This window comes from Gordonia sp. N1V, assembly GCF_029269935.1.
Taxonomy (GTDB): Bacteria; Actinomycetota; Actinomycetes; order Mycobacteriales; family Mycobacteriaceae; genus Gordonia; species Gordonia polyisoprenivorans.
On record NZ_JARJDD010000004.1, the window covers coordinates 117,751 to 142,248 of the forward strand.

General features: G+C 66.5%; 19 protein-coding genes. 6 read left to right on the plus strand and 13 right to left on the minus strand.

The genetic code is table 11. The features are described 5' to 3' along the window. Positions 1 to 92 precede the first annotated feature (92 nt). Both P3L18_RS07240 and gltB read right to left on the minus strand, forming a co-directional pair. On the minus strand, positions 93 to 1,547 hold the full coding sequence (locus P3L18_RS07240) for a glutamate synthase subunit beta (RefSeq protein ID WP_006369127.1): 1,455 nt from the start codon (positions 1,545 to 1,547) through the stop codon (positions 93 to 95). After that, complete coding sequence (gene gltB, locus P3L18_RS07245) at positions 1,540 to 6,141, minus strand: glutamate synthase large subunit (RefSeq protein WP_276113727.1); 4,602 nt, start codon at positions 6,139 to 6,141, stop codon at positions 1,540 to 1,542. Before gltB ends, P3L18_RS07240 begins: the two co-directional genes overlap by 8 nt. A 462-nt stretch (positions 6,142 to 6,603) precedes the next feature. Here gltB and P3L18_RS07250 point away from each other — a divergent pair, with 462 nt between their 5' ends. After that, entirely contained in the window at positions 6,604 to 7,644 is a 1,041-nt protein-coding gene (locus tag P3L18_RS07250) for an alpha/beta hydrolase (protein WP_276113728.1), read from the plus strand. A 224-nt stretch (positions 7,645 to 7,868) separates the two neighbouring features. Here P3L18_RS07250 and P3L18_RS07255 read toward each other — a convergent pair whose 3' ends face one another. Beyond that, positions 7,869 to 10,091 (minus strand): DUF2254 family protein, encoded by a 2,223-nt coding sequence (locus tag P3L18_RS07255; protein ID WP_276113729.1) that lies wholly within the window; start codon positions 10,089 to 10,091, stop codon positions 7,869 to 7,871. 178 nt (positions 10,092 to 10,269) lie between these two features. Here P3L18_RS07255 and P3L18_RS07260 point away from each other — a divergent pair, with 178 nt between their 5' ends. Then, complete coding sequence (locus tag P3L18_RS07260) at positions 10,270 to 11,088, plus strand: oxygenase MpaB family protein (RefSeq protein WP_006369123.1); 819 nt, start codon at positions 10,270 to 10,272, stop codon at positions 11,086 to 11,088. Here the strand turns inward: P3L18_RS07260 and P3L18_RS07265 are convergent. The 3 genes from P3L18_RS07265 to P3L18_RS07275 form a co-directional block, all read right to left on the minus strand. After that, positions 11,064 to 11,462: a hypothetical protein gene (locus P3L18_RS07265; RefSeq protein ID WP_014358397.1), complete on the minus strand. Its 399-nt coding sequence runs from the start codon at positions 11,460 to 11,462 to the stop codon at positions 11,064 to 11,066. The two genes, P3L18_RS07260 and P3L18_RS07265, sit on opposite strands and share 25 nt — an antisense overlap. A gap of 2 nt (positions 11,463 to 11,464) precedes the next feature. After that, positions 11,465 to 12,244: a heavy metal-binding domain-containing protein gene (locus tag P3L18_RS07270; RefSeq protein WP_079928418.1), complete on the minus strand. Its 780-nt coding sequence runs from the start codon at positions 12,242 to 12,244 to the stop codon at positions 11,465 to 11,467. A 160-nt stretch (positions 12,245 to 12,404) separates the two neighbouring features. Next, positions 12,405 to 13,301 (minus strand): LysR substrate-binding domain-containing protein, encoded by an 897-nt coding sequence (locus tag P3L18_RS07275; protein ID WP_276113730.1) that lies wholly within the window; start codon positions 13,299 to 13,301, stop codon positions 12,405 to 12,407. Between the two features lie 90 nt (positions 13,302 to 13,391). Here P3L18_RS07275 and P3L18_RS07280 point away from each other — a divergent pair, with 90 nt between their 5' ends. After that, a complete protein-coding gene (locus P3L18_RS07280) occupies positions 13,392 to 14,612 on the plus strand; it encodes an MFS transporter (RefSeq protein WP_253193834.1) in 1,221 nt (406 codons plus the stop codon). Between the two features lie 7 nt (positions 14,613 to 14,619). On the opposite strand, the gene P3L18_RS07285 is transcribed toward P3L18_RS07280, so the two are convergent. After that, positions 14,620 to 16,956 (minus strand): pyruvate dehydrogenase, encoded by a 2,337-nt coding sequence (locus tag P3L18_RS07285; RefSeq protein WP_276113731.1) that lies wholly within the window; start codon positions 16,954 to 16,956, stop codon positions 14,620 to 14,622. Between the two features lie 183 nt (positions 16,957 to 17,139). Then, the gene (locus P3L18_RS07290) at positions 17,140 to 17,628 is read right to left on the minus strand and encodes an Lrp/AsnC family transcriptional regulator (RefSeq protein WP_276113732.1); all 489 of its coding nucleotides are present in this window, start codon (positions 17,626 to 17,628) and stop codon (positions 17,140 to 17,142) included. A 124-nt stretch (positions 17,629 to 17,752) separates the two neighbouring features. Here P3L18_RS07290 and P3L18_RS07295 point away from each other — a divergent pair, with 124 nt between their 5' ends. Continuing rightward, entirely contained in the window at positions 17,753 to 18,577 is an 825-nt protein-coding gene (locus P3L18_RS07295) for a PIG-L family deacetylase (protein ID WP_014358392.1), read from the plus strand. 48 nt (positions 18,578 to 18,625) lie between these two features. Here the strand turns inward: P3L18_RS07295 and P3L18_RS07300 are convergent, their stop codons facing one another. From P3L18_RS07300 to P3L18_RS07310, 3 genes are all read right to left on the minus strand, one after another. Next, positions 18,626 to 19,462, minus strand: coding sequence for a hypothetical protein (locus P3L18_RS07300; protein WP_014358391.1), 837 nt, complete (start codon positions 19,460 to 19,462; stop codon positions 18,626 to 18,628). A 78-nt stretch (positions 19,463 to 19,540) separates the two neighbouring features. After that, positions 19,541 to 19,966, minus strand: a complete 426-nt coding sequence (locus P3L18_RS07305) for a DUF779 domain-containing protein (protein ID WP_006369114.1) — start codon at positions 19,964 to 19,966, stop codon at positions 19,541 to 19,543. 51 nt (positions 19,967 to 20,017) lie between these two features. After that, the gene (locus P3L18_RS07310; protein WP_006369113.1) at positions 20,018 to 21,541 is read right to left on the minus strand and encodes an aldehyde dehydrogenase family protein; all 1,524 of its coding nucleotides are present in this window, start codon (positions 21,539 to 21,541) and stop codon (positions 20,018 to 20,020) included. A 377-nt stretch (positions 21,542 to 21,918) separates the two neighbouring features. On the opposite strand from P3L18_RS07310, the gene P3L18_RS07315 reads away from it, so the two are divergent. Further along, on the plus strand, positions 21,919 to 22,095 hold the full coding sequence (locus tag P3L18_RS07315) for a hypothetical protein (protein ID WP_006369112.1): 177 nt from the start codon (positions 21,919 to 21,921) through the stop codon (positions 22,093 to 22,095). A gap of 159 nt (positions 22,096 to 22,254) precedes the next feature. Here P3L18_RS07315 and P3L18_RS07320 read toward each other — a convergent pair whose 3' ends face one another. Together P3L18_RS07320 and P3L18_RS07325 are read right to left on the minus strand one after the other, a co-directional pair. Next, positions 22,255 to 23,538: a GAF domain-containing protein gene (locus tag P3L18_RS07320; protein WP_014358390.1), complete on the minus strand. Its 1,284-nt coding sequence runs from the start codon at positions 23,536 to 23,538 to the stop codon at positions 22,255 to 22,257. 131 nt (positions 23,539 to 23,669) lie between these two features. Then, the gene (locus tag P3L18_RS07325; RefSeq protein ID WP_079928413.1) at positions 23,670 to 23,924 is read right to left on the minus strand and encodes a hypothetical protein; all 255 of its coding nucleotides are present in this window, start codon (positions 23,922 to 23,924) and stop codon (positions 23,670 to 23,672) included. A gap of 139 nt (positions 23,925 to 24,063) precedes the next feature. Here P3L18_RS07325 and P3L18_RS07330 point away from each other — a divergent pair, with 139 nt between their 5' ends. Further along, positions 24,064 to 24,486, plus strand: coding sequence for a YccF domain-containing protein (locus P3L18_RS07330; protein WP_006369109.1), 423 nt, complete (start codon positions 24,064 to 24,066; stop codon positions 24,484 to 24,486). The last annotated feature ends 12 nt before the right edge of the window (positions 24,487 to 24,498 follow it).

A 24,498-nucleotide genomic window follows, 5' to 3' on the forward strand; every position in this document is an offset into this window, starting at 1 on the left:
TCCGCCTGGTGAGCCTGCCTCCGCAGACGACTCGACCGGTGACCGGCGCCCCGTGCGGGACCGCCGACCACCGGTCGTCGTGATCGTGTGCCTCAGCGCTGGGCGACCTGCGTGGGGTAGATCGGAGCGGGCAGATCGGTGCGACCGGCCAGGTACTGATCGGCGGCCGCCGCGGCCGAACGCCCCTCGGCGATGGCCCACACGATCAGTGACTGACCGCGGCCGGCGTCGCCGGCGACGAAGACGTTCTCCTGGCCGACCGCCCGGAACTCGTCATCCCGCTTGATGTTTCCGCGCTGGTCGTATTCGACGCCGAGCTTGTCGAGCAGGTCGGTGCGTTCGGGTCCGACGAAGCCCATCGCGAGCAGCACCAGGTCGCACTCGAGTTCGAAGTCGCTGCCCTCGACCTTCTCGAAGCGGCCGTCACGCATGACCACCTCGTGTGCCTTGAGGCCGGTGACCTTGCCGTTCTCGCCGACGAACATCTCGGTGTTGACCGAGAACACCCGCTCGCCGCCCTCTTCGTGGGCCGAGGAGACGCGGTACATCAACGGGTAGGTCGGCCACGGGGTGGACTCGGCGCGCTCCTGCGGCGGACGCGGCATGATCTCGAACTGGTGCACGATCTCGGCGCCTTGACGCAGCGAGGTACCGAGGCAGTCGGCGCCGGTGTCGCCGCCGCCGATGATGACGACCTTCTTGCCCTTCGCGGTGATCTGGCCGTCGACGGTGTCGCCGAGCTGTACGCGGTTGGCCTGCGGCAGGAACTCCATCGCCTGGTGGATGCCGTCGAGTTCGCGGCCCTCGATCGGCAGATCGCGACCGATGGTCGAGCCCATCGCAAGGATGACGGCGTCGAAGTCCTCACGCAGCTGCGCGACGGTGATGTCGACCCCGACGTTGACACCGGTGCGGAACACCGTTCCCTCGGCCTTCATCTGCTCGAGACGACGGTCGATGTGGCGCTTCTCCATCTTGAACTCGGGGATGCCGTAGCGCAGCAGGCCGCCGATGCGGTCGGCCCGCTCGTAGACGTAGACGGTGTGACCGGCGCGGGTGAGCTGCTGTGCGGCGGCCAGTCCCGCGGGCCCGGACCCGACGACGGCGATGTTCTTGCCGGTGTGCTCGGTCGGCAGCACCGGGGTGACCAGTCCACTGTCCCAGGCGTTGTCGATCAGCTCGACCTCCACCTGCTTGATGGTGACCGGCGGCTGATTGATGCCGAGCACGCACGACGCCTCGCACGGCGCCGGGCACAACCGCCCGGTGAACTCCGGGAAGTTGTTGGTGGCGTGCAGACGTTCGATCCCGTCGTCCCACCGATCCTTGTACACCAGGTCGTTCCACTCGGGAATGAGGTTGCCCAGCGGACAGCCGTTGTGGCAGAAGGGGATACCGCAGTCCATGCACCGGCTGGCCTGTGTCTGCAGGTGGTCCTTGTCGAAGTCGGTGTAGACCTCTTTCCAGTCGAGCAGGCGCAGGTCGACCGGACGACGGTCGGGCAACTCCCGCTCGGTGTGCTTGAGGAATCCTCTGGGGTCAGCCACGTGCGGCCTCCATGATCGCTTCGTTCACGTCTCGTCCATCTCGCTCGGCGTCCGCGGCGGCTGCCAGCACACGCTTGAAGTCGCGCGGCATCACCTTGGCGAACTGCGTCTGCGTGGTCTCCCACTGCTCGAGCAGTGCTGCGGCGACCGGTGATTCGGTTTCGTCGCGGTGCTCGGTGATGATGCCCGCGAGGAACTCGAGATCGTCGTCGTCGAGCGGTTCGAGTTCGACGAGTTCGGGATTGAGGTTGTCGGCGAAGTTCTGTTGCGGGTCGTACACGTAGGCGATGCCGCCGGACATACCCGCGGCGAAGTTGCGCCCCGTGCCGCCGAGGACCACCACACGACCGCCCGTCATGTACTCGCAGCCGTGGTCGCCGACGCCTTCGACGACCGCGGTGACACCCGAGTTGCGCACACAGAACCGCTCGCCGACCACACCGCGCAAGAAGATCTTGCCCGCCGTCGCACCGAACCCGATGACATTGCCGGCGATGATGTTCTCCTCGGCGACGAACCCGTCCGGGGCGTTGCGCGCCGGACGCACCACGATGCGGCCGCCCGAGAGTCCCTTGCCGACGAAGTCGTTGGCATCGCCCTCGAGGCGCAGCGTGATGCCCTTGGGCACGAACGCACCGAAGCTGTTGCCCGCCGAGCCGGTGAAGTCGATCATGATCGTCCCGTCCGGGAGACCCTGCGCGCCATAGGCCTTGGTGACCTCGTGGCCGAGCATCGTGCCGACGGTGCGGTTCACGTTGGTGATCTTCGACGAGAAGCTCACCCGGGTACCGTGGTCGATCGCCTCCCGGCTCTGCGCGATCAACTGCTGATCGAGAGCCTTGTCGAGACCGTGATCCTGCACGCCGGAGCAGTACAGGTCCTGGTTCATGAACGGCGATTCCGTCTCGGCGAGCACCGAGGACAGGTCGAGCTTGCCGGCCTTCGCCGAACCCCAGTGCGACAGCGCCTTTCCGGTGTCGAGGGCCTCGACGTGGCCGACCGCCTCCTGCAGGGTGCGGAAGCCCAGACGGGCCAGCAACTCGCGGACCTCCTCGGCGATGAAGAGGAAGAAGTTCTCCACGAACTCCGGCTTGCCGGTGAAACGCTCACGCAGCAACGGATTCTGGGTGGCCACGCCCACCGGGCAGGTGTCGAGGTGGCACACGCGCATCATGATGCAACCCGACACCACCAGTGGGGCGGTGGCGAACCCGAATTCCTCGGCGCCGAGCAGCGCGGCGACCACCACGTCGCGTCCGGTCTTGAGCTGACCGTCGACCTGTACCGAGATGCGATCGCGAAGACCGTTGAGCAGCAACGTCTGCTGGGTCTCGGCCAGACCGATCTCCCACGGCGCACCCGCGTGCTTGAGCGAGGTGAGCGGCGAGGCGCCGGTGCCACCGTCGTGCCCGGAGATGAGCACGACGTCGGCGTGTGCCTTGGACACACCCGCGGCGACGGTGCCCACGCCGATCTCGCTGACGAGCTTGACGTGGATGCGCGCCTGCGGGTTCGCATTCTTCAGGTCGTGGATCAGCTGGGCGAGATCCTCGATCGAGTAGATGTCGTGGTGCGGCGGCGGCGAGATCAGCCCGACACCGGGGGTGGAGCCTCGCACCTCGGCGACCCACGGGTACACCTTGTGCGGCGGCAGCTGGCCGCCCTCGCCGGGCTTGGCGCCCTGTGCCATCTTGATCTGGATGTCGGTGCAGTTGCTCAGGTAGTGCGAGTGCACACCGAAACGGCCCGACGCGACCTGCTTGATCGCGCTGCGGCGCCAGTCACCGTTCTCGTCATGGTGGAACCGACGCGGATCCTCGCCGCCCTCACCGGAATTCGAGCGTCCACCGAGCCGGTTCATCGCGATCGCGAGGGTCTCGTGCGCCTCGGCCGAGATCGAGCCGAAGCTCATCGCACCCGTGGAGAAGCGTTTGACGATCTCGCGCGCCGATTCGACCTTGTCGATCGGGATCGGGTCGCGGTCACCGAAGTTGAAGTCGAACAGACCGCGCAGCGTCGCGAGCTTGCGCGACTGGTCGTCGACGAGCTTGGTGTATTCCTTGAACACCTTGTACTGACCGGTGCGCGTCGAATGCTGGAGCTTGAACACCGTGTCGGGGTTGAACAGGTGGTACTCGCCCTCACGGCGCCACTGGTATTCGCCGCCGACCGGCAGTTCGCGGTGGGCCCGCTCGCTGGGACGGTCGTTGAACGCCAACGCATGTCGGGCGGCGACGTCGGCGGCGATCTCGTCGAGACCGATTCCGCCGAGCTGGCTGCGCAGCCCGGTGAAGAACTCGTCGACGGTGTCCTGGTTGATGCCGATGACCTGGAACAGCTGCGCGCCGGTGTAGGAGGCGAGGGTGGAGATGCCCATCTTGCTCATCACCTTGAGCACGCCCTTGCTCGCGGCCTTGATGTAGTTGGCGCGGGCGGTCTCGAAGTCGATGTCGCCCAACGCGCCCCGCTCCACCATGTCCTCGATCGATTCGAAGGCCATGTACGGATTGACCGCCGCCGCACCGAATCCCACGAGGGTGGCGACGTGGTGGACCTCACGGCAGTCACCGGACTCGATGATCAGTCCGACGCGGGTGCGCTTGCGCTCGCGCACCAGGTGGTGGTGCACGGCCGCGGTCAGCAGCAGCGACGGGATCGGGGCCAGCGTCTCGTCGGATTCGCGGTCACTCAGGATGATCAGGTTCACCCCGTCGGCGATCGCCGCGCTGACCTTGGTGCGGACCTCGTCGAGGGCCGCACGCAGACCGGCGCCGCCCTCGGCGACCGGGTACAGGCCGTGGATGTGGGCGCTGCGGAAGTCCGGGAGGTTCGGGTCGTCGTTGATCCGGACGAGCTTGGCGAGGTGGTCGTTGTCGAGAACCGGTGTCGGCAGCACGATCTGCCGACACGACTGCGGGCTCGGGTGCAGCAGATCGGCCTCGGAGCCGATGGTCCCGCCGATCGCGGTGACGATCTCCTCGCGGATCGCGTCCAGCGGCGGGTTGGTGACCTGGGCGAACATCTGCTGGAAGTAGTCGAACAGCATCCGCGGCCGGGCCGAGAGCACCGCGATCGGGGTGTCGGTGCCCATCGAGCCGATCGCCTCGGCACCGGTGCGGGCCATCGGCGCCACCAGCAGGTCGAGCTCCTCGGTGGTGTAGCCGAAGGTCAACTGCCGCAGGGTGACCCGGTGATGCGACATGTGCTGGTGCGGCAACGCCTTGACGTTGTCGATGTGCACCAGGCCGTTATCGAGCCACTCCTGGTACGGGTGCTCGGCGGCGAGCTGATCCTTGATCTCCTCGTCGTCGACGATGCGGCCGGCGGCGGTGTCCACCAGGAACATCCGGCCGGGCTGCAGCCGCATCTTCTGCACGACGTCGGCGTGGTCGATGTCGAGGACGCCGACCTCCGAGGCCATCACGACCAGTCCGTCCTTGGTGACCCAGATCCGGCTGGGGCGCAAGCCGTTCCGGTCGAGGACGGCGCCGACGACGGTACCGTCGGTGAAGCAGACCGAGGCCGGTCCGTCCCATGGCTCCATCAACGTGGCGTGATACTCGTAGAACGCTTTGTGCTCGGGCTTCATCGACTCGTGACGCTCCCAGGCCTCCGGGATCATCATCAGCACCGCGTGCGGCAGGCTGCGACCACCGAGGTGCAGCATCTCGAGGACCTCGTCGAAGCGCGCGGTGTCGGAGGCACCGGGCGTGCACACCGGGAAGATCTTCTGCGAGACGTCGTCACCGAACAACTCGGTGTCGATGAGCGCCTCGCGCGCCCGCATCCAGTTCTCGTTACCGGTGACGGTGTTGATCTCGCCGTTGTGGGCGACGCGCCGGAACGGATGCGCCAGCGGCCACGACGGGAAGGTGTTGGTGGAGAAGCGCGAGTGCACCAGGCCCAGCGCGCTCTCGACCCGCGAGTCCTGCAGGTCCAGATAGAACTCGCGCAGCTGCGGGGTGGTCAGCATGCCCTTGTAGACGAAGGTCTTGCCGGACAGGCTCGGGAAGTACACGGTCTCGCGGCCCGGGCCGTCGGCGCCTGCACCCTTGGTGCCGAGCTCGTTCTGGACGCGCTTGCGCACCACAAAGGCCCGGCGTTCGATCACCATGCCGTCGGGATCGGGCGCGCCCTCGGGCAGCGCGATGAACACCTGGCGGAAGGTCGGCATCGCGTCGCGGGCGAGTGCGCCGAGACCGTTCTCGTTGACCGGCACCTCGCGCCAGCCGAGCATCCGCAGCCCCTCGGCCTCGACGATCTTCTCGACCGATTCGCACGCCTCGGCGGCGTCCTTGGAGCCCTGCGGCAAGAAGGCGATACCGGTGGCGTAGCCGCCCTCGGCGGGCAGCTCGAAGTCGACGACCTCGCGCAGGAAGCGGTCGGGTACCTGGATCATGATGCCGGCGCCGTCACCGGTGTTCGGTTCGGCACCCGCGGCTCCGCGGTGCTCGAGGTTGATCAGCGCGGTGATGGCCTTGTCCACGATGTCCCGGCTGCGTCGGCCGTGCATGTCGACGACGAAGGCGACACCGCAGGCGTCGTGCTCGTGGATGGGGTCGTACAGCCCTGTGGGACCAGGAGCATGCTTCATAATCTGCCTCACTTCGCGCGCGACGTTGCGCACCGATTGACCCGTATACGTCTGTGCGGACGCGGCACCGTCGACTGTGCCCCCGGAAGTGCCGAAACCATGGGCTGACCTGGCTCTTCCGACGATCGGACGGTGGCGTCCCCTGAGGTCAGCGCCGTTGCTGACACCTGGACCCGGCAGTCGTTGCCAGGCAGGAACCACCCTGCTCGCTAAGCATTGTCAGGTATTTTCTCACGCGCGGTGCCCAGTATCGAAATCCGGCTACCACATCGACGCCGACGTCGCAGCGTATGGCGCACAACGAGTGTTGCCGTACGTCGTCCCCGACAGCGCCCTTCTCCTCGCCGACAGCGCCCTCCCAAGCGCCGACAGCGCCCATCTCCTCGCCGACAGCGCCCTCCCAGCCGCCGACAGCGCCCAATCCGCTCATGCCGGGCCGTCCGTCGTCCTACTGTCGATTTCGTGAACACCGTCGCCCCTGACCTGTCCGATCCTGCGGCACCACCGCACCCCGACACCCACGTCGGTCCGGGTTCGCGCCGGTCGCACGCCCTCAACAGCTATCTGAGCCGGGTCAGCCGACCGCTGATGGCGGCCACCCGCTACGGCCCCTCTCCGGTGGCGGTCCGGATGCTGCGGGCCACGCGGCCGGGCGTGAACCGCTCGCTGGCCGCGATGTGCCCGGTCCCCGCGGGCACCGCGGTGCTCCCGATCGCCACCCGTCACGGTGACGGCCAGGTGCGCGGCGAGTGGGTGGGCACGGTCGACACCCACGGTCCCGGCCTGACCCGCGGGCGTGATCGGCCGATCATCTACTACCTGCACGGGTCGGGATACGTGGTCTGTTCGCCGCGCACACATCGCGGTCTGGTCGCGCGGTTGAGCAGGCAGACCGGTTTCCTCGCGTTCAGCCTCGACTATCGCCTCGGTCCCGAATACCGGTGGCCGACCGCCGGAGACGACACCATCCGCGGCTATCACTGGCTGCTCGACCAGGGCATCGACGCCGACCGCATCGTCGTGGCAGGGGATTCGGCGGGCGGTCATCTCGCGCTGGATCTGCTCGCCGACAATCACCGAACCGGCACCCCACAACCCAGCGCCATGGTGTTGTTCTCCCCGCTCTACGACCCCAGCTTCGCCACCGCCGTCGCTCACGAACGCGCAGGGGCGCGCGATCCGATCATCGATGCCGTTGCGGCGCAGAAGATCCTGCGCCTCTACACCGGTGACGCCGATCCCGACCACCCGCGGATGCACATCCCACTCGACGACGGGATCACGTTGCCGCGCACGCTGATCCAATACGGCGGCCTCGAGGTGATGGGCCAGGACGCGCGCGACTACCACCAGGCACTGGTGCGCGCCGGCGGAGACGCGCAGATCGAGGCCTGGCGTGGTCAGGGCCACGTCTTCCAGATGTTCGGCCGACTCACACCCGACGCCCGCCCGGCCGTCCGGCGCGCCACCGCATTCCTGACCGAATCGGTGACCGCGCACTGAATTTCACCTCCCTGGAGACCCCTTGAAGCGGCCGATCACCGTGCGTGGATGTGACCCGCGCCCGGTTTCGTGCATCGATGGTCGAGGTGCGAGCCGCGTGCGGCAGCCTCGAGACCGCTTGAGGCGGCACTGCATTCGAGCTACCGCGGACACCGAGAACGTCGCGTCGGCCGTGAATGCACGAGCTCCCCGCCGCAGCCGTCGATGTCGGAGAACGCGGCCACTCAGCCCACCGACCCCCGCTCCGACCCGGAGCCTTGTCGATCAGGGGCGCGGGCGAGCCTGCGGTCGAGCGGGACCTGCCACTCGAGGTCGATCTGTTGGTCCAGCGCCGCAAGACGTCCGGTGATCGGTGGCAGCTGATCGGCCGGGCAGCGGCGCGCGAGCGTCTCGTACAGTGCGCGCAGACGTCGGTGGACCTGTGCCTGCCCGTGACTGTGTCGACGGATCTCGTCGGTGCCGATGGCGACGTAGTCGGCCCAGCTGCGCCGGTAGCCACCGACCAGGGTGGCTCGTGTGGAGAGCAGGTCCGCACGCACGCGGGGGGCCAGCATCAGCAGCAGATCCTCGGTGTGGTCGAGCGCGAGGACGACGGTGCTCGGGTCGTTGCCCGCACTGGAGATCGCCTTGAGGGCGATGTCGGAGATCGATTGCAGCGCAGCCGCGGGGCTCACTGACGGTTGGTGGATATCCCCGAAGAGTAAGCAGCGCAACACCTTGTGGGCGGCAATCGAGTCGCGGTGCTCACCGCTGACGGCGATCACCCCGACGTCGTGCGGGACGTGATCGCCCACGGCGACCAGCAGGTCGAATCGCACGTTCCCGGAGACGGCGTATCGCTGTAGTTTCGCGACGTTGACCGCCAGCAGCACCCGGCCGCGGGTCGCGGTCTCCTTGAGGTGAATGATCCGGCGCGCATCGTCGGGATGCCCGGAGTCCACCGCGGGCGGGCCGACGGGCACCACTGCGTCGTGCGTACCGTGTTCCGGAACCGGCCCCGGGGCAACCTCCTCTGCGGCAACCTCCTCTGCGGCAACCTCCTCTGCGGCAACCTCCTCTGCGGCAACCTCGTCGGGAAACTGGCGGCGGATCGCCGAGCGGCCGTCGGCGGCGATCCAGCGCATGAGTTGAGCAGAGTTGAGCACGGTGCCTACCTTGGCCACCAGCGCGATGAACAGGAAGGCCGAGACGACGGTCAGCAACGCCGCGATCGCCGTCGACACCCCGGGCGTGGTGTCGTCGGGTTCGGCCAGCGCCAGGTCCATCGCCACCATCACACTGAACACGAATGTGGCCAGGAAGAACCCGATCGACCAGCGCATCACGGGCTCGCGTTGCAGCCGAGGGATGACACGCACCGAGATCTGCGACGCCCCGAACTGCATCGCCAGGGTGACCGCGGTGAACACCAGACCGGTCAGCGTGGCCATTGCTCCCGCGATGACCCCCAACACCGTGGCCAAGGTCCCCGAATCCACCTGCAGCCCCAGCGATTCGTCGAGGGTGATGCACAAGATCGCGGCAATCACCGCGAGCACCACCAAGATCACCGGCAGACGCCAGGTCGGCACCACACGCAGTTCGCGACGGGTCCGTCGCCATCGGATGGCCGTCGCCACCGCGTTGGGAGCGGCGACCCTCGGCGGGACGGGAGCCGGGGTCACCGGGAGCACGGGCGGGAGGTCGGGGACGCCGAAGCGACCGGCGAGCGCCTCCTGGACCACGATCTTCCAGCGGATCAGCGGCTCCCGGTAGCGGATCTCACGGCGGATCGCCTTGTCGAGCTTGCCCTCCTTGCCCGCGTAGAACCAGCGCGCCCACGGTGACCGGGGACGGGCCACGCGAAAGGTCCCGAACAACAACAGGAACGGGATGAACATCCCGATCAGCCCGGTCCACAGCTTGCCCTTCATCAGGGTGATCACCGCCAGCACCACATTGGCGGTCACGATCACCGCGGCGGCGATCCGGGTACCCGGGTCGGGGCCTGCGGCGATCTCGGTGGCCGCGTCGGAGAAGCCCAATGGCCGTAATCCGAGGAGAAACAGCACCCCGATCGCGATCGCGACGAAGACCGCATCGACCGACGAACGGCCTTCTTTCTCCCAGTACACATCTCGCAGATGCAGGATCAGTGCGAACTCGTCGAGCACCAACGCGCAACCGATTCCGAAGATCGCCGCGAGCACGCAGTCGGCGATCGGGGTGTCGAAGCGCGAGAGCGCCACGAGACCGAACCCCGACAACAGCATCGCGATGACTCCGAAGAACTCGTGGTGCAGGTGCATCCCGCCGGGCGTGACGTTGCCCGGCCACCAGCGCACCTGCGCGCGGATGAGCCGCACGCTGATCCGGATGAACAGGAATGTCGCGATGAACGCGAGGAGGAACAGGAACAGCGGCAGACGACCGGTGGCCACGATGGCGTGGTCGAACCAGTGGGTCATCGTCGTGCCCTGTCTCGGTTGCCGTGTCGGTCTCGGGTGCACCCGGGTCGATGCCGGTGAGCTTACCGCCGCGCGGTGTCCCGATTGCCGCACATCGTCGATCGCGGCCCCGGCTCGCGCCATCTCGGCCCGGTCTCGCGCTATCGTGGACACACTCACACGAGGTCGGGGGGCCACGATGACGTCAGCACGTTCCGGTGCCGCACGCATTCGACTCGACGAGACATCGCTGCTGTGGCGTTTTCTCGCCGATCGACGTTTCGTGATGTCGATCTGCCGAGCGGTGTCGTTGCAGATGTTGCACCCGTCGATCGCCGCGGCGACGCACGAGTTCTCCATCGTTCCGCGACGGGTGTTCGTGCACAAACAGCGCACCGTGCCGTGCATCATCCGGTCGGGATACGACGCCGGCTTCGACGAGGTGCGCCTCATCCGCTACAGCCACGACTCGTTTCGCGGACGCCGACCGGACGGACGTGCGTATCACGCACTGAATCCGTCGGTGTTCTTCTTCGAGCACGCCACCTACGTGGATGCCCTGTTCACCTGTGTCGAGGTGTTCTTCGGTGGTCTCGACGCCGACGACAAGCGTCGGCTCTACGACGAGACCTGCGAGTGGTATCGGCGGTACGGGATCTCGGCACGGGAGATGCCCGCCTCGCTCGACGACTTCGGCGACTACTTCACGCATGCGCTGGCCACCGAACTCGATCCGGTACCGGGCCTCGACTGGTATCGGGATCAGTTGCTGCGCCCGGATTATTGGCTGTTCCAGCAGCTTCCGACCCGGGCGGTGCGCGCGATCCAGCATCCGGTGGCCGCGCAGATGTTGGGGATCACGGTCTCGGCGGCCGACCGCCGGGCACTGTCTCGCTTCGCCGGACGCCTGCGGACGATGGACGCCGTACGCCCACGACGCAACATCCATCCCGACGACCTGGCCGACAAGGTCCTCGCCGCCCGCCGGAGCGTTCAGACGATCGCGGCGAGACCGTAGAGCGCCGAGTGCACGGCGATGTCGGTCTCCGAGCCGAGTTGCTGTGCGGCGGAGAGCACTTCGACGGCGAGTCGACGTGCCGCGTCCGACGGCGCGGGTCGCTCGGTCTGCAATGTGATGCCGCGTACGGTGTGGCGCAGTTCCATCGGTGCCGCGCCCGGCCCCGTCGCCACGAACTCCCACTCCCCCGCACGTAGCACCGGCGGCTTGGCGGCACGGAGCAGCCTGGCGGGTTGCTCGGCCCGATAGACGAGTCCGGGCACATCGGCGAACGCTCCGATGGCCGTACGCGCGCCCGCCGGCGATGTCAGCACCGCCGCGAGAACCCTTGTCGCGGAATCAACGTCGAACCTCTCGGAGTCAGGGATGGTCATGATCAGAAGGACAGGACGGGCGAGGGACGCACCGGGGTGGGCTCTCCGGTTCGCCGTACTGCGGTACCGATCACGAAGAACTCCAATGTGTGTGGCCCCCACACCCATTCGGACACCGAGAATTGCACCCCGACGATGCCCGTACCCCCGTCACGCTCGGCCTCGGACTGCATGCGCGTCATCGCGAGTTCTCGCGCCTCGTAGTAGGCCTGCGTCCACTGCGGCATCTCCACGTTGCGGCCCATCTGCTTGAGCGTCTGCATGAATCCCTGCACCGCAACGTGATACACGCAGTTACCCAAGGTGAACGCGACCGGCGCGTACCCGGCCTGCGAGAGTTTGAACAGGTCCTGACCCGACAGATGCGAGCTGAACGCCCGCCCGTCGGGACGACGATAGGCGCCGGGCTTCGCGGTGAACCGCACCGCGGTGCCGATCGCCAGGTATTCGATGTGCTCCGGCGAGGCGCCGTGCGGCCGCCATTCCAGTCGCACACCGACGATCCCATCAGCGTGCAGCGCGTCAGCCTCGGCCTGCATCCGCGCCATGGCGTTCTCGCGGACGTTGTACATCGCAGAGGTGAGCACCTGCATCTCCGTGCTCTGCCGGATCGACGCGGTCTGGATGCCGACGTGATACACCGACGTCCCCATCACCAGACCCAGCGGCTCGAATCCCGCCGACTCGAGCAGGACGAATTCGTCGATCGACAAATCCGAGGTGAAGAGCCGACCACTCTCGGCGAGCCGCGCACTCGCAACGGGGTCCAACGGAGCGTTCACTGGCCTTACCTCCCTGATCACCTCGCGGGGAACTCACCCCACCACGCGAGTATGACACCATTGCGCCGCTCGGCCGATGGACCTCGGTTGACCGAATTACCTTGCCCACCAGTCAATCCGAACTATCGGACAAACCGCCCGAATGCACCGGCCTCGAGACCTACTGCCCCGCTGCCGATTCCGCTCCACCGGCGGCAAACTCTCCGACAAACACCCTAAACCGCTCAGCCGCCACCGGAAGTGGTCGCGGCCGAAACCACGTCAACCCGATCTCACGTGTCTCACCAGCCAGCGGGACGAACACGACGTCGGCGACCCGGTTCGCATCGTCGACGGGGACCACACCCACTCCCAGGCCCGCCCCGACCAGCCCGGCGATCGTCGCGAGCTCGGCCGACTCGAACGTGATGGTCGGGGTGATGTCGGCGGACGCACACAGCTCGTCGAAGATCCGGCGCATGCCGAATCCGTGTTGCATGACGATGAACTCCTCGTCGGCGGCCTCTGCCAGACCGATACTCGTCCGGCCGGCAAAGCGGTGACCACGCGGCACGACGAGCGCCAGATTCTGTTGCGCGATCGGCTGCCACGCCATGTCGGTCCGCATCGGCCGCGGCGCGACGATGGCCAGATCGGCGTCGCCGGTCTCGATGTGCTCGACGACGGTGGCCACGGAGTCCTGCGCGAGGGTGAATCCCGCACCCGGATTGCGCTCGCGGAATGCCCGGATGAGTTGCGGCACCAGGCTGATGCCGAACGAATGCAGGAAAGCCAGCCGGACCACACCTCGCGTCGGTCGACGCATGTCGTCGATCTCCCGGCGTGCGGCGTCGAGTTGTGCGTGCGCGCGACGCGCCCGTTCGAGGTAGACACGGCCGTAGGCGTTCAGCGCCAGACGTCGGCCATGCCGGTCGAACAGCGCAACGCCGACCTCTCGCTCGAGCCTGCCCACGAATCGCGACAGGGTCGGCTGCGAGACGGCGAGCCGCTCACCGGCCGCCGTCAGGTTCTCGGCCTCGGCAATGGTGATGAACCACTCGATCTTGTCATGCACCATGCCATGCTAGCTGCGCTTATTCATTAGTGAATAAACAAGTCTACAAAGATTCATTTTGAGCATGTGGAGAGTCGGGCTCACGCTGGAACAGTGAGCACCACAACAGACGGCATCGCCGCACCCGCGCTTCCCCAGACCCGTCACGCCCTGGGCTCACCGGGCTATCGGCGCGCCACCGTCGCCCTGTTCGCGGCCGGTATGACGACGTTCATGGCCCTGTATTACGTGCAGGCCCTGCTACCGCATCTGTCGGAGCACTTCGGGACATCGCCGACGACGTCGGCGCTCGCGGTCTCTCTGACCACCGGTTTCCTCGCGATCGCGATCATCCCGGCGAGTGTCGCGTCGGAGCGTTTCGGGCGCGTACGGGTCATGGTGATCTCCGCGGTCGCCGCGTCGGCGATCGGCGTCGTGTTGCCGTGGTCGCCGTCGATCGACGTCCTGCTCGCCGGGCGCGCCCTCCAGGGCGTTCTGTGCGCGGGGGTGCCTGCGGTCGCGATGGCCTACCTCGCCGAGGAGGTGGAGGGTCGCTCGTTGGGCACCGCGATGGGTCGCTACGTGGCGGGCACCACCATCGGCGGTCTCGTCGGCCGGCTCATCCCCGGGTTCGCCGTCGATGTGATGTCGTGGCAGTGGGCACTGGAGATCGCGTGTCTGGCCTCACTCGGTTTCGCGCTGCTCTTCTGGCGGACGATCCCGGCCTCCCGGTTCTTCACCCCGCGTCGGGTGTCCCCGTCGATTACCATGCGAAACCTCTTGTCGCATCTCGCCGATCGCCGACTGCTACCGCTGTTCGTCATCGGTTTCGTGTTGATGGGTGGCTTCGTAACGGTCTACAACTACCTCACCTATCGGTTGCTGCAGAGCCCATTCGACCTCGGCGAGGCGGTGATCGCGTCGATCTTCTTCATGTACCTCGCCGGCACCGCCTCCTCCGCCCTGGCCGGCCGGCTCGCCGACCGCATCGGCCGCCGTCCGGTGCTCGCCTCATCGATCATGGTGATGCTCGCCGGCCTGGGAGCCACTGTCCCCGAACATCTCTGGTCGGTGCTGGTGGGCATGTTCCTGTTCACCGCGGGCTTCTTCGGAGCGCACTCGGTGGCGAGCGGATGGGTGTCGGCGCGGGCCACCGAACATCGCGCCGAGGCGTCGTCGCTGTACCTGTTCCACTACTACCTCGGCAGCTCGGTGGTGGGAGCCGTTGGCGGCCTGGTGTTCTCGTCTTTCGGCTGGAGCGGTGTCGCCGTCTTCGTCGGTGTGCTGGGCGCCGTCGGCCTGGGACTGGCGATGGCGCGGTCCGAGACGATCTGATCTCGGTTCAGCCGAGGAGGTCGAGTGCGGCCCGCACGATGCTGTCGGTGTCGATGCCGTGGTGGCGGTAGACGTCATCGAGAGAACCGACCTGGCCGAAGCGGCTGACGCCGAGCGCGGCACCGGTGACTCCGCGGATACCGGCGAGGAATGCCAGGGTGTGCGGATGACCGTCGAGGACGGTGACCATCGGGGTGGCCCGATCGGCCGGGAACGCCTGGTCGAGAATCCAGGTGGGTGCCTCGGCGAGGCCACGCCGTGCCTGAAGTGCCTCGAAGAGAAGGCCCGGGCTGGTGACACACACGACGTCGGCGGCGATGTCCTGAGCAGCCAAACGTTCTGCAGCTGCCAGGGTTTCGGTCATCAACGCGCCCATGCCGACCAGGGTGACCACCGGATCGGCGACCCGGCGCAGCGGATAGGCACCGGCGATGACCTGACGGCGCCGACGCTCCCGGGCCGCGGGATCGGTGGGCACCGCCGCCAGTGTCTGATCGACCGGTCGGGTCGACAGGCGCAGGTACGCCGAACTCCCATCGGGGCGCCCCAGCAGACGCATCGCCGCGAGCAGCGTCCATTCGGTGTCGATCACGAATGCGGGTTCCCAGCTGACGCAGCCGGGTTGTTCCAGGCCGATCGAGGGAGTCGTGATCGACTGGTGGGCACCGCCTTCCGCGGCGAGCGTGACACCCGACGGGGTACCGACCAGGATCGATTGGCCGCCGGCGTAGATACCGTAGGACCACGGTTCCAGAGCCCGCTCCACAAACGGGTCATACATCACCCCGATGGGAAACAGCGGCTGGCCCCACCGGCTCCATGTGGCCCCCAGCTCACCCATCAGCCCGACGAGGTTCGTTTCCGCGATCCCCAGTTCCATGTGCTGACCGGTCGGCTTCTCCCGCCAGTGCATGATCGTCTCGGCGTCGTCGTCGAACCAGTTTCGTCGTTCGGCCGGTGACCAGATCTCCACCTTGTTCAGCCATCCGGCGAGGTTCGTCGTCGAGCTGACGTCCGGGCTCACGGTGACGATGCGTTGGGCCGCCTCCGGTGCGTCGCGGGTCAGGGCGAGCAGGGCCCTACCCAGGGCCGCCTGCGTGGTCGACGTTCCGCCCGGTGTCCGTCCGAGGTCGTCGGGAACCGTTGGCGGAGTACGAGTCTGAATCGGTGCGCGAGTCAGTCGACGTGCGGTCTCCACACACATCCGTCCCGCGTCGGTCTCGGGGTCGAATCGAGCCCACGGATGTCCGGGATCCATCCCCATCGTCGTTGCCAACTCGTCGAATTGCTCCACCGTCAACAGCGACGAGTGATTCTGCGGGTGTCCTTCGGTGGGCAGCGCATGACCCTTGATCGTGTACGCGATGATGACCGTCGGCCTGGTGTCGTCGATGTCGGCGAAGGCCTGACGCAACGCGTCGAGGTCGTGGCCGCCCAGGTTGCGGATCGCGGCCGTCAGGGTCGCATCATCGAGTTCCGCGACGAGAGTGGCGATCTCCGGCGCCCGCTCGCCGTCACCGGGCATCCTCGCCCGCAATTCTTGCGCGGTACAACGCAACAGCCTCTGGTACTCCGCGTTGGGCATGCTCAGGATGCGCTCGCGCAACGCGTCTCCACCCGGACGGGCGAACAAAGTCTCGAGGAGGTGGCCGAATTTGACGGTGATCACCTGCCAGCCGGCGGCCTCGAACATGCTCGCCAGCCGCCCGGCCGCGATGTTGGGAACCACCCGGTCCAGCGACTGCCGATTGAGGTCGACGATCCACACGATCTCACCGAGGTCACGGACCGACGGGTCGAGAATGGCTTCCCACACCGCGCCCTCGTCGAGCTCGGCGTCGCCGACCAAGGAGTACTGGCGTCCCTTGCCCGCCGGGCCGATCTTGGCGTCGACGTAGCGACGGGCGATGGCACCCCAGATCGGTGCCGTGGCGCCGATGCCGACGGATCCCGTGGAGTAGTCGGCGGGATCGGGATCCTTGGTGCGGCTCGGATACGATTGGAGCCCACCGAATTCACGCAATGTCGTCAGGTAGCGCTCGTCGAGGTTGCCCAAGAGGTAGTTGATCGCGTGCAGCACAGGCGATGCGTGCGGTTTCACCGACACGCGGTCGGCGTCGGTGAGCTGCTCGAACCACAGCGCGGTCATGATCGACGTGATCGATGCACACGAGGCCTGGTGACCTCCGACCTTCAGCCCGGACGGGTTGGGGCGTACGCGATTCGCGTGATGAATGATGGCCGTGGACAACCACAGCACGCGCTCCTCGATGCTGCGGAGGGCGTCCGGCGTGACGGTGTCGGCGGCACGCTCGGTCGGATCGACGATCTGAGCTGACTTCATGGGGTGGCATCCTTACCCGGCTCTGGGTGCAGAACTCGTCCCCCAGTCGACCACCGGCGCGCACATCAATCAAGCGGCGCCGTGCGATCTCAGCATTGTGCACACCATCCCTCGGAAGGCCGGATCATCGGTGAGCAGTTTGCGCAACAGCGCCGAAACCGGTTGCTTGCTTGCCGGTTGGGGTCAGTCCGCGGTCAACCGCTCCAAGAGCCCGGTTAACCGATAGTCGACCAGTTTTCGCATCACGAGCGCGGTGGTCGTCCGCGTGACCCCGGGGATGTCGAGAATCTGGCCGGCGATTCGATACAGATCGTCCGCATCGCGAGCGACGACATGCACGAGCAGGTCGCTGATCCCGCTGAGCCCGTGGACCTCGACCACCTCGGGAACGTCACCGAGTGCCGACGTGATCGGCGTCAATTGGCTCTGGGTGACATTCGTCAGGATGAATGCGGTGAGCGGGTAACCGAGCGCCGCCGGATCGATACTGCGCTCGAAGGAGCGCAGCACTCCCCGTTGCTCGAGCTTCGACAGCCGGGCCTGCACGGTGTTCCGCGAGAGTTGTGTCCGATCCGCAATCGCCAGGACGGTGGCTCGTGGATCATCGGCGAGCGCGGCCAGGATGCTCCCGTCGATGGCATCCACCGTTGCAGGCGGCTGGGAGTTGGGCATGGTGACAACTTTCCGAATCTTCTGCGCATACCAGCACGCGCTTCGGGTGTGAGTTCATGGCAGTGCTGCAAGCAGCGTACTGCGACGAGCACCCCGCGGGCCCCGACCTGAGATGCTGTAGCGCATGAGCACCATCGTCTTCGTCCACGCCCATCCCGACGACGAGGCCACGGCCACCGCGGGCAGCATGATCCGCGCCGCACGTGAGGGGCACCGGGTGGTCGTCGTCTACTGCACCGACGGCGACCCGGGAGAGCACGGCGACGGCGACGTGCCCGATGATCTCGCTCCCGGAGAAACGGTGGCCATGAGACGTCGCGGTGAAGCCGAGGCGTCGGCGGCGATCACCGGCACCGCGCGCGTGGCGTGGCTCGGATACGCCGATTCGGGGATGACCGGGTGGACCCAGAACGGCACCGACGGCGTCTTCTCCCGCGCGCCCGTCGAGCAAGCGGCTCGCCGACTTGCCGGCATCCTCGACGAGGAGGGCGCCGACGTCGTCGTCGGCTACGACTGGCACGGCGGCTACGGTCATCCCGATCACGTGATGCTGCACCACACCACCCGCGCCGCAGCAGAACTCGCCGTCAAGCGACCGCGCTACCTGGAGGTCACGATGAATCGTGACCTCATGCGCCAGCTGTTCGTCCTGGCCGCCGAGATGGGCCTCACCGGCGAGAACAACACCGACGGATTCGACCCGGATGCCCCGGGCGACGACGGCAATCCGATCGGCACACCGGAAGCCGAATTGCATTGGGCCGTCGACCTCGGCGACGATGTGACGGCCAAACGCGAAGCGTTGGCCTGCCACGCCAGCCAGAGCGACGTCCGTCAGCTACTGGCACTCCCGGTCGAGGCGTTCCCGTTCGCCTTCGGCACCGAGCACTACATCGAACCCGGCCGGCCACCCGGCATGGTGCGGGGCTGGTGGCTCGATGCTGACTGACACCCCAGCGTCACAACGGATTACGACGCCGGATTACGACGATCCGGGTTACGACGATCCGAAGCTCGGGAGTTGAATGCCGCCCAGCGAGCCGTTGCTGCTCCGGACCGCGAAGTTGGTCGTGCAGCCGTTGAAGGTCACGTTGTCGACGTGCACGGTGCCGGTGCCGCCGTTGGGCTGGCTGGAGATGCCGTAATCCTCGACGACCGTGGCCTTTCCGCCGGAGTTGGCGGCGGTGGTCAGCTCGGCAAGAGTGCCGGTCTGGCCCCGCGGGATCGTGCCCAGGGAGCGGGTTGCCCACCATTGATCGGACGATGCGGCGTCAGGCGCACCCGCTGCGTCGGAAGCCGACCAGACCAGCGTCGCGAAGCCATTCCCTTCACCGGTGTTCGCGCCGGTCACCCGGATCTGCCAGTTCGCATTGCCCGTGGACTTCTGGAAGGTCAACGGCTTTCCGGCCAGCTGGGTCAACGGCAGCTTCCCCGCCGAGTGGTACGACGCCTGACGCGGTACCTGCGGACTCGTCGCGAACTCCAGTGATCCGTCGTCGTCGCTCACGTTGGTTGCCGTGATCTTGCCTGCCTGACCCTGTTCGTCACCGAAGCTGTTCCCCCATCCGTTCGGCGCCGTCGGTGTCGCGATCCTCGCGCAGTTCGCCGACGACACCGGCGCCGCCGACGCCGTTGCCGGGACCATCAGGGATGCGGCACCCACGACCGCTCCGACCGCAAGGGCACTGGTCATCACACGTTTCATCGGGTAATTCGCCTCCGTCACATCGCCATTGGTGGACTTGGTTGCACTACGCAACAGCCTCGACGGTAACAGCGGCAAATATCGACCATTGCCGGTTTCGGACATTTCCCCCGATGAGACGACAGACATCCTCTCGACACGACGAATGCCCGCCGGCTCGCCGAGCGAGCCAACGGGCACATGCCGATTGGTACGTCGCGGAAACGATCAGACGCCGACCGCCGCACCGGTCAACGGCGGGTTCGCCGACAGCACGGCATTCTCGTCCTCACTGAAAGCCCTTGCCCGCGAGAGGAATCGCACTCCTTCGGGGGATTCCAGGCTGAATCCGGCGCCCCGTCCGGGCACCACGTCGAGGATCAACTGCGTGTGTTTCCACAGTTCGAACTGATCGCCGTTGATCCAGACCCGTACTGCCGGAATGGGTTCGGGCAGATCGATCTCGCCGACCAGCACGTCGCGCTGGCCCACTCGGTACTCCCCGACGGGGTAGCACATGGGGGCGGAACCGTCACAGCATCCACCGGACTGGTGGATCATGAGTCCGCCGTGCAGCTCCGACAACTTGGTCAGGAGCTGCACGGCGGCGTCTGTGGCGACCACCCGATCAGGAACGTTCTGTTCGGTGGTCATCGTTGCACCTCTTCGGTTTAGAAGAATCCCCGATTCGGACGAAGTCCCGGATCAGAAGAATCCCTTCGCACTCTGAGCGTATCCGACCAGGAGGTTCTTGGTCTGCTGGTAGTGCTCGAGCATCATCAGGTGGGTCTCGCGTCCGATGCCGGACTGCTTGTAGCCACCGAACGCGGCGTGGGCCGGGTAGTCGTGGTAGGTGTTGGTCCACACACGGCCGGCCTGGATCTCGCGGCCCGCACGGTAGGCGGTGGCACCGTCACGGCTCCACACACCGGCACCGAGTCCGTAGAGGGTGTCGTTGGCGATGTGGATGGCGTCGGCGTAGTCCTTGAAGGTGGTCACGGCCAGCACCGGGCCGAAGATCTCCTCCTGGAAGATGCGCATCTTGTTGTGGCCGTCGAACACAGTCGGCTTGATGTAGTAGCCGCCCGAGAGGTCGCCGCCGAGGTCGGCCGGCTCGCCACCGATGAGGACCTTCGCGCCCTCTTCCTTGCCGATGGCCAGGTAGGAGCTGATCTTCTCGAACTGATCGTTGGAGGCCTGGGCGCCCATCATGGTGTCGGTGTCGAGCGGGTTGCCCTGCTTGATCTTCGAGACACGATCAACGGCCTTGCCGATGAAGTCGTCGTAGATGTCCTCCTGGATGAGCGCGCGGCTCGGGCAGGTGCAGACCTCACCCTGGTTGAGCGCGAACATCGAGAAGCCCTCGAGCGCACGATCGAGGAAGCCGTCGTCGGCGCTCATCACATCGTTGAAGAAGATGTTGGGGCTCTTGCCGCCGAGCTCGAGGGTGACCGGGATCAGGTTCTCCGACGCATACTGCATGATCAGCCGGCCGGTGGTGGTCTCACCGGTGAAGGCGATCTTGCGGATGCGGTTGCTCGATGCGAGCGGCTTGCCCGCCTCCACACCGAAGCCGTTGACGATGTTGATCACGCCCGCGGGCAGCAGGTCGGCGATCAGGCTCATGACGTAGAGGATCGACGCGGGGGTCTGCTCGGCCGGCTTGAGGACGACGGCGTTGCCTGCGGCGAGCGCGGGCGCGAGCTTCCACACGGCCATGAGGATCGGGAAGTTCCACGGGATGATCTGGCCGACCACACCGAGCGGCTCGTGGAAGTGGTAGGCGACGGTGTCCTCGTCGACCTCCGAGATCGATCCCTCCTGGGCGCGCAGGGCGCCGGCGAAGTAGCGGAAGTGATCGACGGCGAGCGGGATGTCGGCGGCGAGGGTCTCGCGGACCGCCTTGCCGTTGTCCCAGGTCTCGGCAACGGCGATCTTCTCGAGGTTTTCCTCGAGACGATCGGCGATGCGCAGCAGCACCAGCGAACGTTCGGCGACCGAGGTCTTGCCCCACTGCGGTGCGGCCTTGTGCGCGGCATCGAGTGCGAGATCAATGTCCTCGGCGGTCGACCGGGCGACCTCACAGAAGGTCTTGCCGTCGACCGGCGACGGATTCTCGAAGTACTGACCCTTCACCGGCGGGGTCCACTGACCACCGATCCAGTTGTCGTAACGCGACTCAAAGCTCATCACCGAACCCTCGGTACCCGGCTTCGCGTAAACAGTCATGTGTGTCCAGCTCCTCAGTGCAGTAACAGGCGTCGGCCAGTTGCGGGATGTCACACCGAGCCGCGACGGCAGTCAGTGTGATCTGTTCCACAGAATAGGAGGGCTGTGGTTGCAGCCACGTTGCAGACGCGTTCGCAACGTTGCATCGCCACGAAACGGCAGGTCAGGTGCCGTGAGCGCCAAGCCTGATCCACTCACCGTTGGCCCGACGTTGGGTCCGCCGAAAAGAGGAATTCGCACCGATTGTCTGGTGTGCAAGGGGCGATTCGCGGTACTCAAGTCGTGGAAGGTGCCCACAACCACTAAGATCCAGTTTTCGTAATCTGATTCAGTATCTGCAATAAGTCAGATCGAGCTGCCAGGAGGGTGGTGCCACGATGGTTCTCGCTCAGAACGATCCCGCACAACGCGGCACGGCCGGTACTCGCGACGAGTCCGAACCGCACCCGCTCGTCACATTGGGCGTCGGGCTGCTACTCGTTGTGCTGTGCATCGTGACCACCATCGCGGCAGCGCTGCTGCTCATCGGTTCGATGCCCGACGCGCAGCCCTGAGGGCCGCGGTCACGCCGATGCGAAATATAACTTCCACGGATCCGGCGCGACACGCCGTGATTTTCGGGTCGGTGGCCCGCTCATGTGGAGTCTGTATTCGTACCAGGCTCCATGACGCGGAGTGGCCACATCCTCGGACGCCTCGCGCCACAGGCCGGGTCAGACCCCGTACCGCTTGTCCAGCAACCTGATTCGCCCGCCGACCACGGCGCGGTCGGGATGTCCCACGGGGAGACGGTGCTCGAGTCGACGCCACGCGACGAGATCATCGCGACCGTGGATCGATGACGTCCAGGTCCGCAGGGCCCCGACATCTCCCTCGGCGATCACCCGCGACCGCACATCCTCACGGACCACTTCGAAGATCTCGGTGATGCCCGGCGCCGTCGACTCCACCAGCAGTCCACCGCGGCCGAGTTCGTCGATCACCGACGACAGTTCGCCGCGCTCGGCGATACGCCGGCGCAGGTCGGCGACGTCGGAGGTCATGTCGACGGTCAGGCGGTAGGGCCGCGACGTGACCACGTCGTTGCCGAGATCACGGCGCAGCCTCGAGATCTCGGCGCGCACGGTGACCGGGTCGATGCCGTCGCCGGCCAGGTGCATGGCGAGTTGTTCGGTGTTGAGCCCCTCGGGATACTCCTGCAGCAGCAACAGGATCTCGGCGTGCCGGCGCGACAGCGTCCGCTCTCCGGCCGGATCACCCTCCCGATGCCATCGATAATTGTTGTCGCCCAATACCGTCAGCCGCGCATCACCCTTGTCCTGCGACGACGCGAAGGTCGCCGGGTCGGCCAGGTTGACCGCCTGGGACTGCAGTTCGCGTTCGACTGCGGCCACCACCGAACGGACGGCGGCCAGGGCGAACGGTGCGGCCACCTCGCGGCCACCGGTCACATCGATGACGCCGATGACATGTCCGGTCACCGGGTCGTGGACGGGCGCGGCGGCACAGCTGAAGTCCTGCACCGAGCCCGCGAAGTGTTCCGGTCCGATCACCTGCACACCCTTGCCGACCGCGAGTGCCAGGCCCGGTGCGTTGGTGCCGACGACGTCCTCGCTCCACACCGAGCCCTCGACGAAGTTGATGCGGCTCGCACGGTCGACGGCGTCGGTGCTGCCCTCGACCCACAGCAGTCGTCCGACCTGATCGGTGAGTGCGACAACGACGCCGGAGTCGGCGATGTCGTCGAGCATCAACGACTGCACGAGCGGGCGCACCGACGTGATCGGATGGGCCTCGCGGTATCGCGTGAACTCGGCCATCGTCATGCTCGCGCTGGTGTCGTCCTCGGGGAGCGCCTCGATCGGATCGACCCCGCGCGACAACGACCTCGACCACGAATCACGCACCACGGAACGCACCGCGTCGGAGGGCGGTGTGATGCCGGAGAGGAAATCCTCATAGGCACGCCGGATGCGCGACGAGCCGAGTTCGGTCATAGGTCTTCTCTCGATTGCCTCTGTGCTGTCGATTATGCCAACTCTGGTGTGACGCGGGCTACAGGCGGCCTTGTCATCAGCCCGAACAACATCGAAGGCACCCGCGATGGGGGTCACCGCGACCTGGGGGGTCACGGAAGCCAGGCGTTGCGGCGCGGGTACCTCGCCCGCAGGTAACTGTAGAGATATGTGCTGATCAGCAGCGCGCCCGCACTCCCGACAGCCGGCCACAAGAAAATGTTGTTCATCGAATCCCGGATCGCCGCGACCGCCCAGCCGATGGCGAGCAGGATCACCGCGATCGTCGCGAGCAGACGGATCACCAGGACGACGGTGGTGATGACCCACCACACGGTGACACGTGCACGCTCGGCGTCGGGGGCCATGGGCACAGGTTAGCCAGGGCCGACGACACCACGCATGACATCGGGCAGACCCCGCAGGCTCGGACCTGTTCGTCGAGATGGCGGCCGACGGTTGCCCGACGTTGCACCACGATCATCCACGACAGCGGACAATGGGCGTATGCGCACACTCCTCAACATCATCTGGTTGGTGCTCTGCGGGTTCTGGATGGCGATCGGATACGTCGTCGCCGGAATCATCTGCTGCATCCTGATCATCACGATCCCGTTCGGCATCGCATCCTTCCGCATCGCCAACTACGCCCTGTGGCCGTTCGGGAGGACCGTCGTGCGCAAACCACAGGCCGGTGCGGCGTCGACCATCGGCAACATCATCTGGCTGATCTTCGCCGGGATCTGGCTGGCCATCGGGCACATCACCTCCGGCATCGCGATGTGCCTGACCATCATCGGCATCCCGCTGGGCATCGCCAGTTTCAAGATGGTGCCGCTGTCACTGTTGCCACTCGGCGCCGAGATCGTCGACGCCGACCAACGGCAGGCCGGCTACATCGCCGCCCCGCCCCCACCGCAGCGGTACTGACCCATCCGAACG

Excerpts from the sequence above, each read along its gene's own strand:
- P3L18_RS07310 (WP_006369113.1), bottom strand. The coding sequence starts at position 21,541 with ATGACTGTTTACGCGAAGCCGGGTACCGAGGGTTCGGTGATGAGCTTT.
- P3L18_RS07295 (WP_014358392.1), top strand. The coding sequence starts at position 17,753 with ATGAGCACCATCGTCTTCGTCCACGCCCATCCCGACGACGAGGCCACG.
- P3L18_RS07325 (WP_079928413.1), bottom strand. The coding sequence starts at position 23,924 with ATGGCCCCCGACGCCGAGCGTGCACGTGTCACCGTGTGGTGGGTCATC.
- P3L18_RS07285 (WP_276113731.1), bottom strand. The coding sequence starts at position 16,956 with ATGAAGTCAGCTCAGATCGTCGATCCGACCGAGCGTGCCGCCGACACC.
- P3L18_RS07290 (WP_276113732.1), bottom strand. The coding sequence starts at position 17,628 with ATGCCCAACTCCCAGCCGCCTGCAACGGTGGATGCCATCGACGGGAGC.
- P3L18_RS07305 (WP_006369114.1), bottom strand. The coding sequence starts at position 19,966 with ATGACCACCGAACAGAACGTTCCTGATCGGGTGGTCGCCACAGACGCC.
- P3L18_RS07315 (WP_006369112.1), top strand. The coding sequence starts at position 21,919 with ATGGTTCTCGCTCAGAACGATCCCGCACAACGCGGCACGGCCGGTACT.
- P3L18_RS07260 (WP_006369123.1), top strand. The coding sequence starts at position 10,270 with ATGACGTCAGCACGTTCCGGTGCCGCACGCATTCGACTCGACGAGACA.
- P3L18_RS07300 (WP_014358391.1), bottom strand. The coding sequence starts at position 19,462 with ATGTCTGTCGTCTCATCGGGGGAAATGTCCGAAACCGGCAATGGTCGA.
- gltB (WP_276113727.1), bottom strand. The coding sequence starts at position 6,141 with ATGAAGCATGCTCCTGGTCCCACAGGGCTGTACGACCCCATCCACGAG.
- P3L18_RS07320 (WP_014358390.1), bottom strand. The coding sequence starts at position 23,538 with ATGACCGAACTCGGCTCGTCGCGCATCCGGCGTGCCTATGAGGATTTC.
- P3L18_RS07255 (WP_276113729.1), bottom strand. The coding sequence starts at position 10,091 with ATGACCCACTGGTTCGACCACGCCATCGTGGCCACCGGTCGTCTGCCG.
- P3L18_RS07265 (WP_014358397.1), bottom strand. The coding sequence starts at position 11,462 with ATGACCATCCCTGACTCCGAGAGGTTCGACGTTGATTCCGCGACAAGG.
- P3L18_RS07330 (WP_006369109.1), top strand. The coding sequence starts at position 24,064 with ATGCGCACACTCCTCAACATCATCTGGTTGGTGCTCTGCGGGTTCTGG.
- P3L18_RS07275 (WP_276113730.1), bottom strand. The coding sequence starts at position 13,301 with ATGGTGCATGACAAGATCGAGTGGTTCATCACCATTGCCGAGGCCGAG.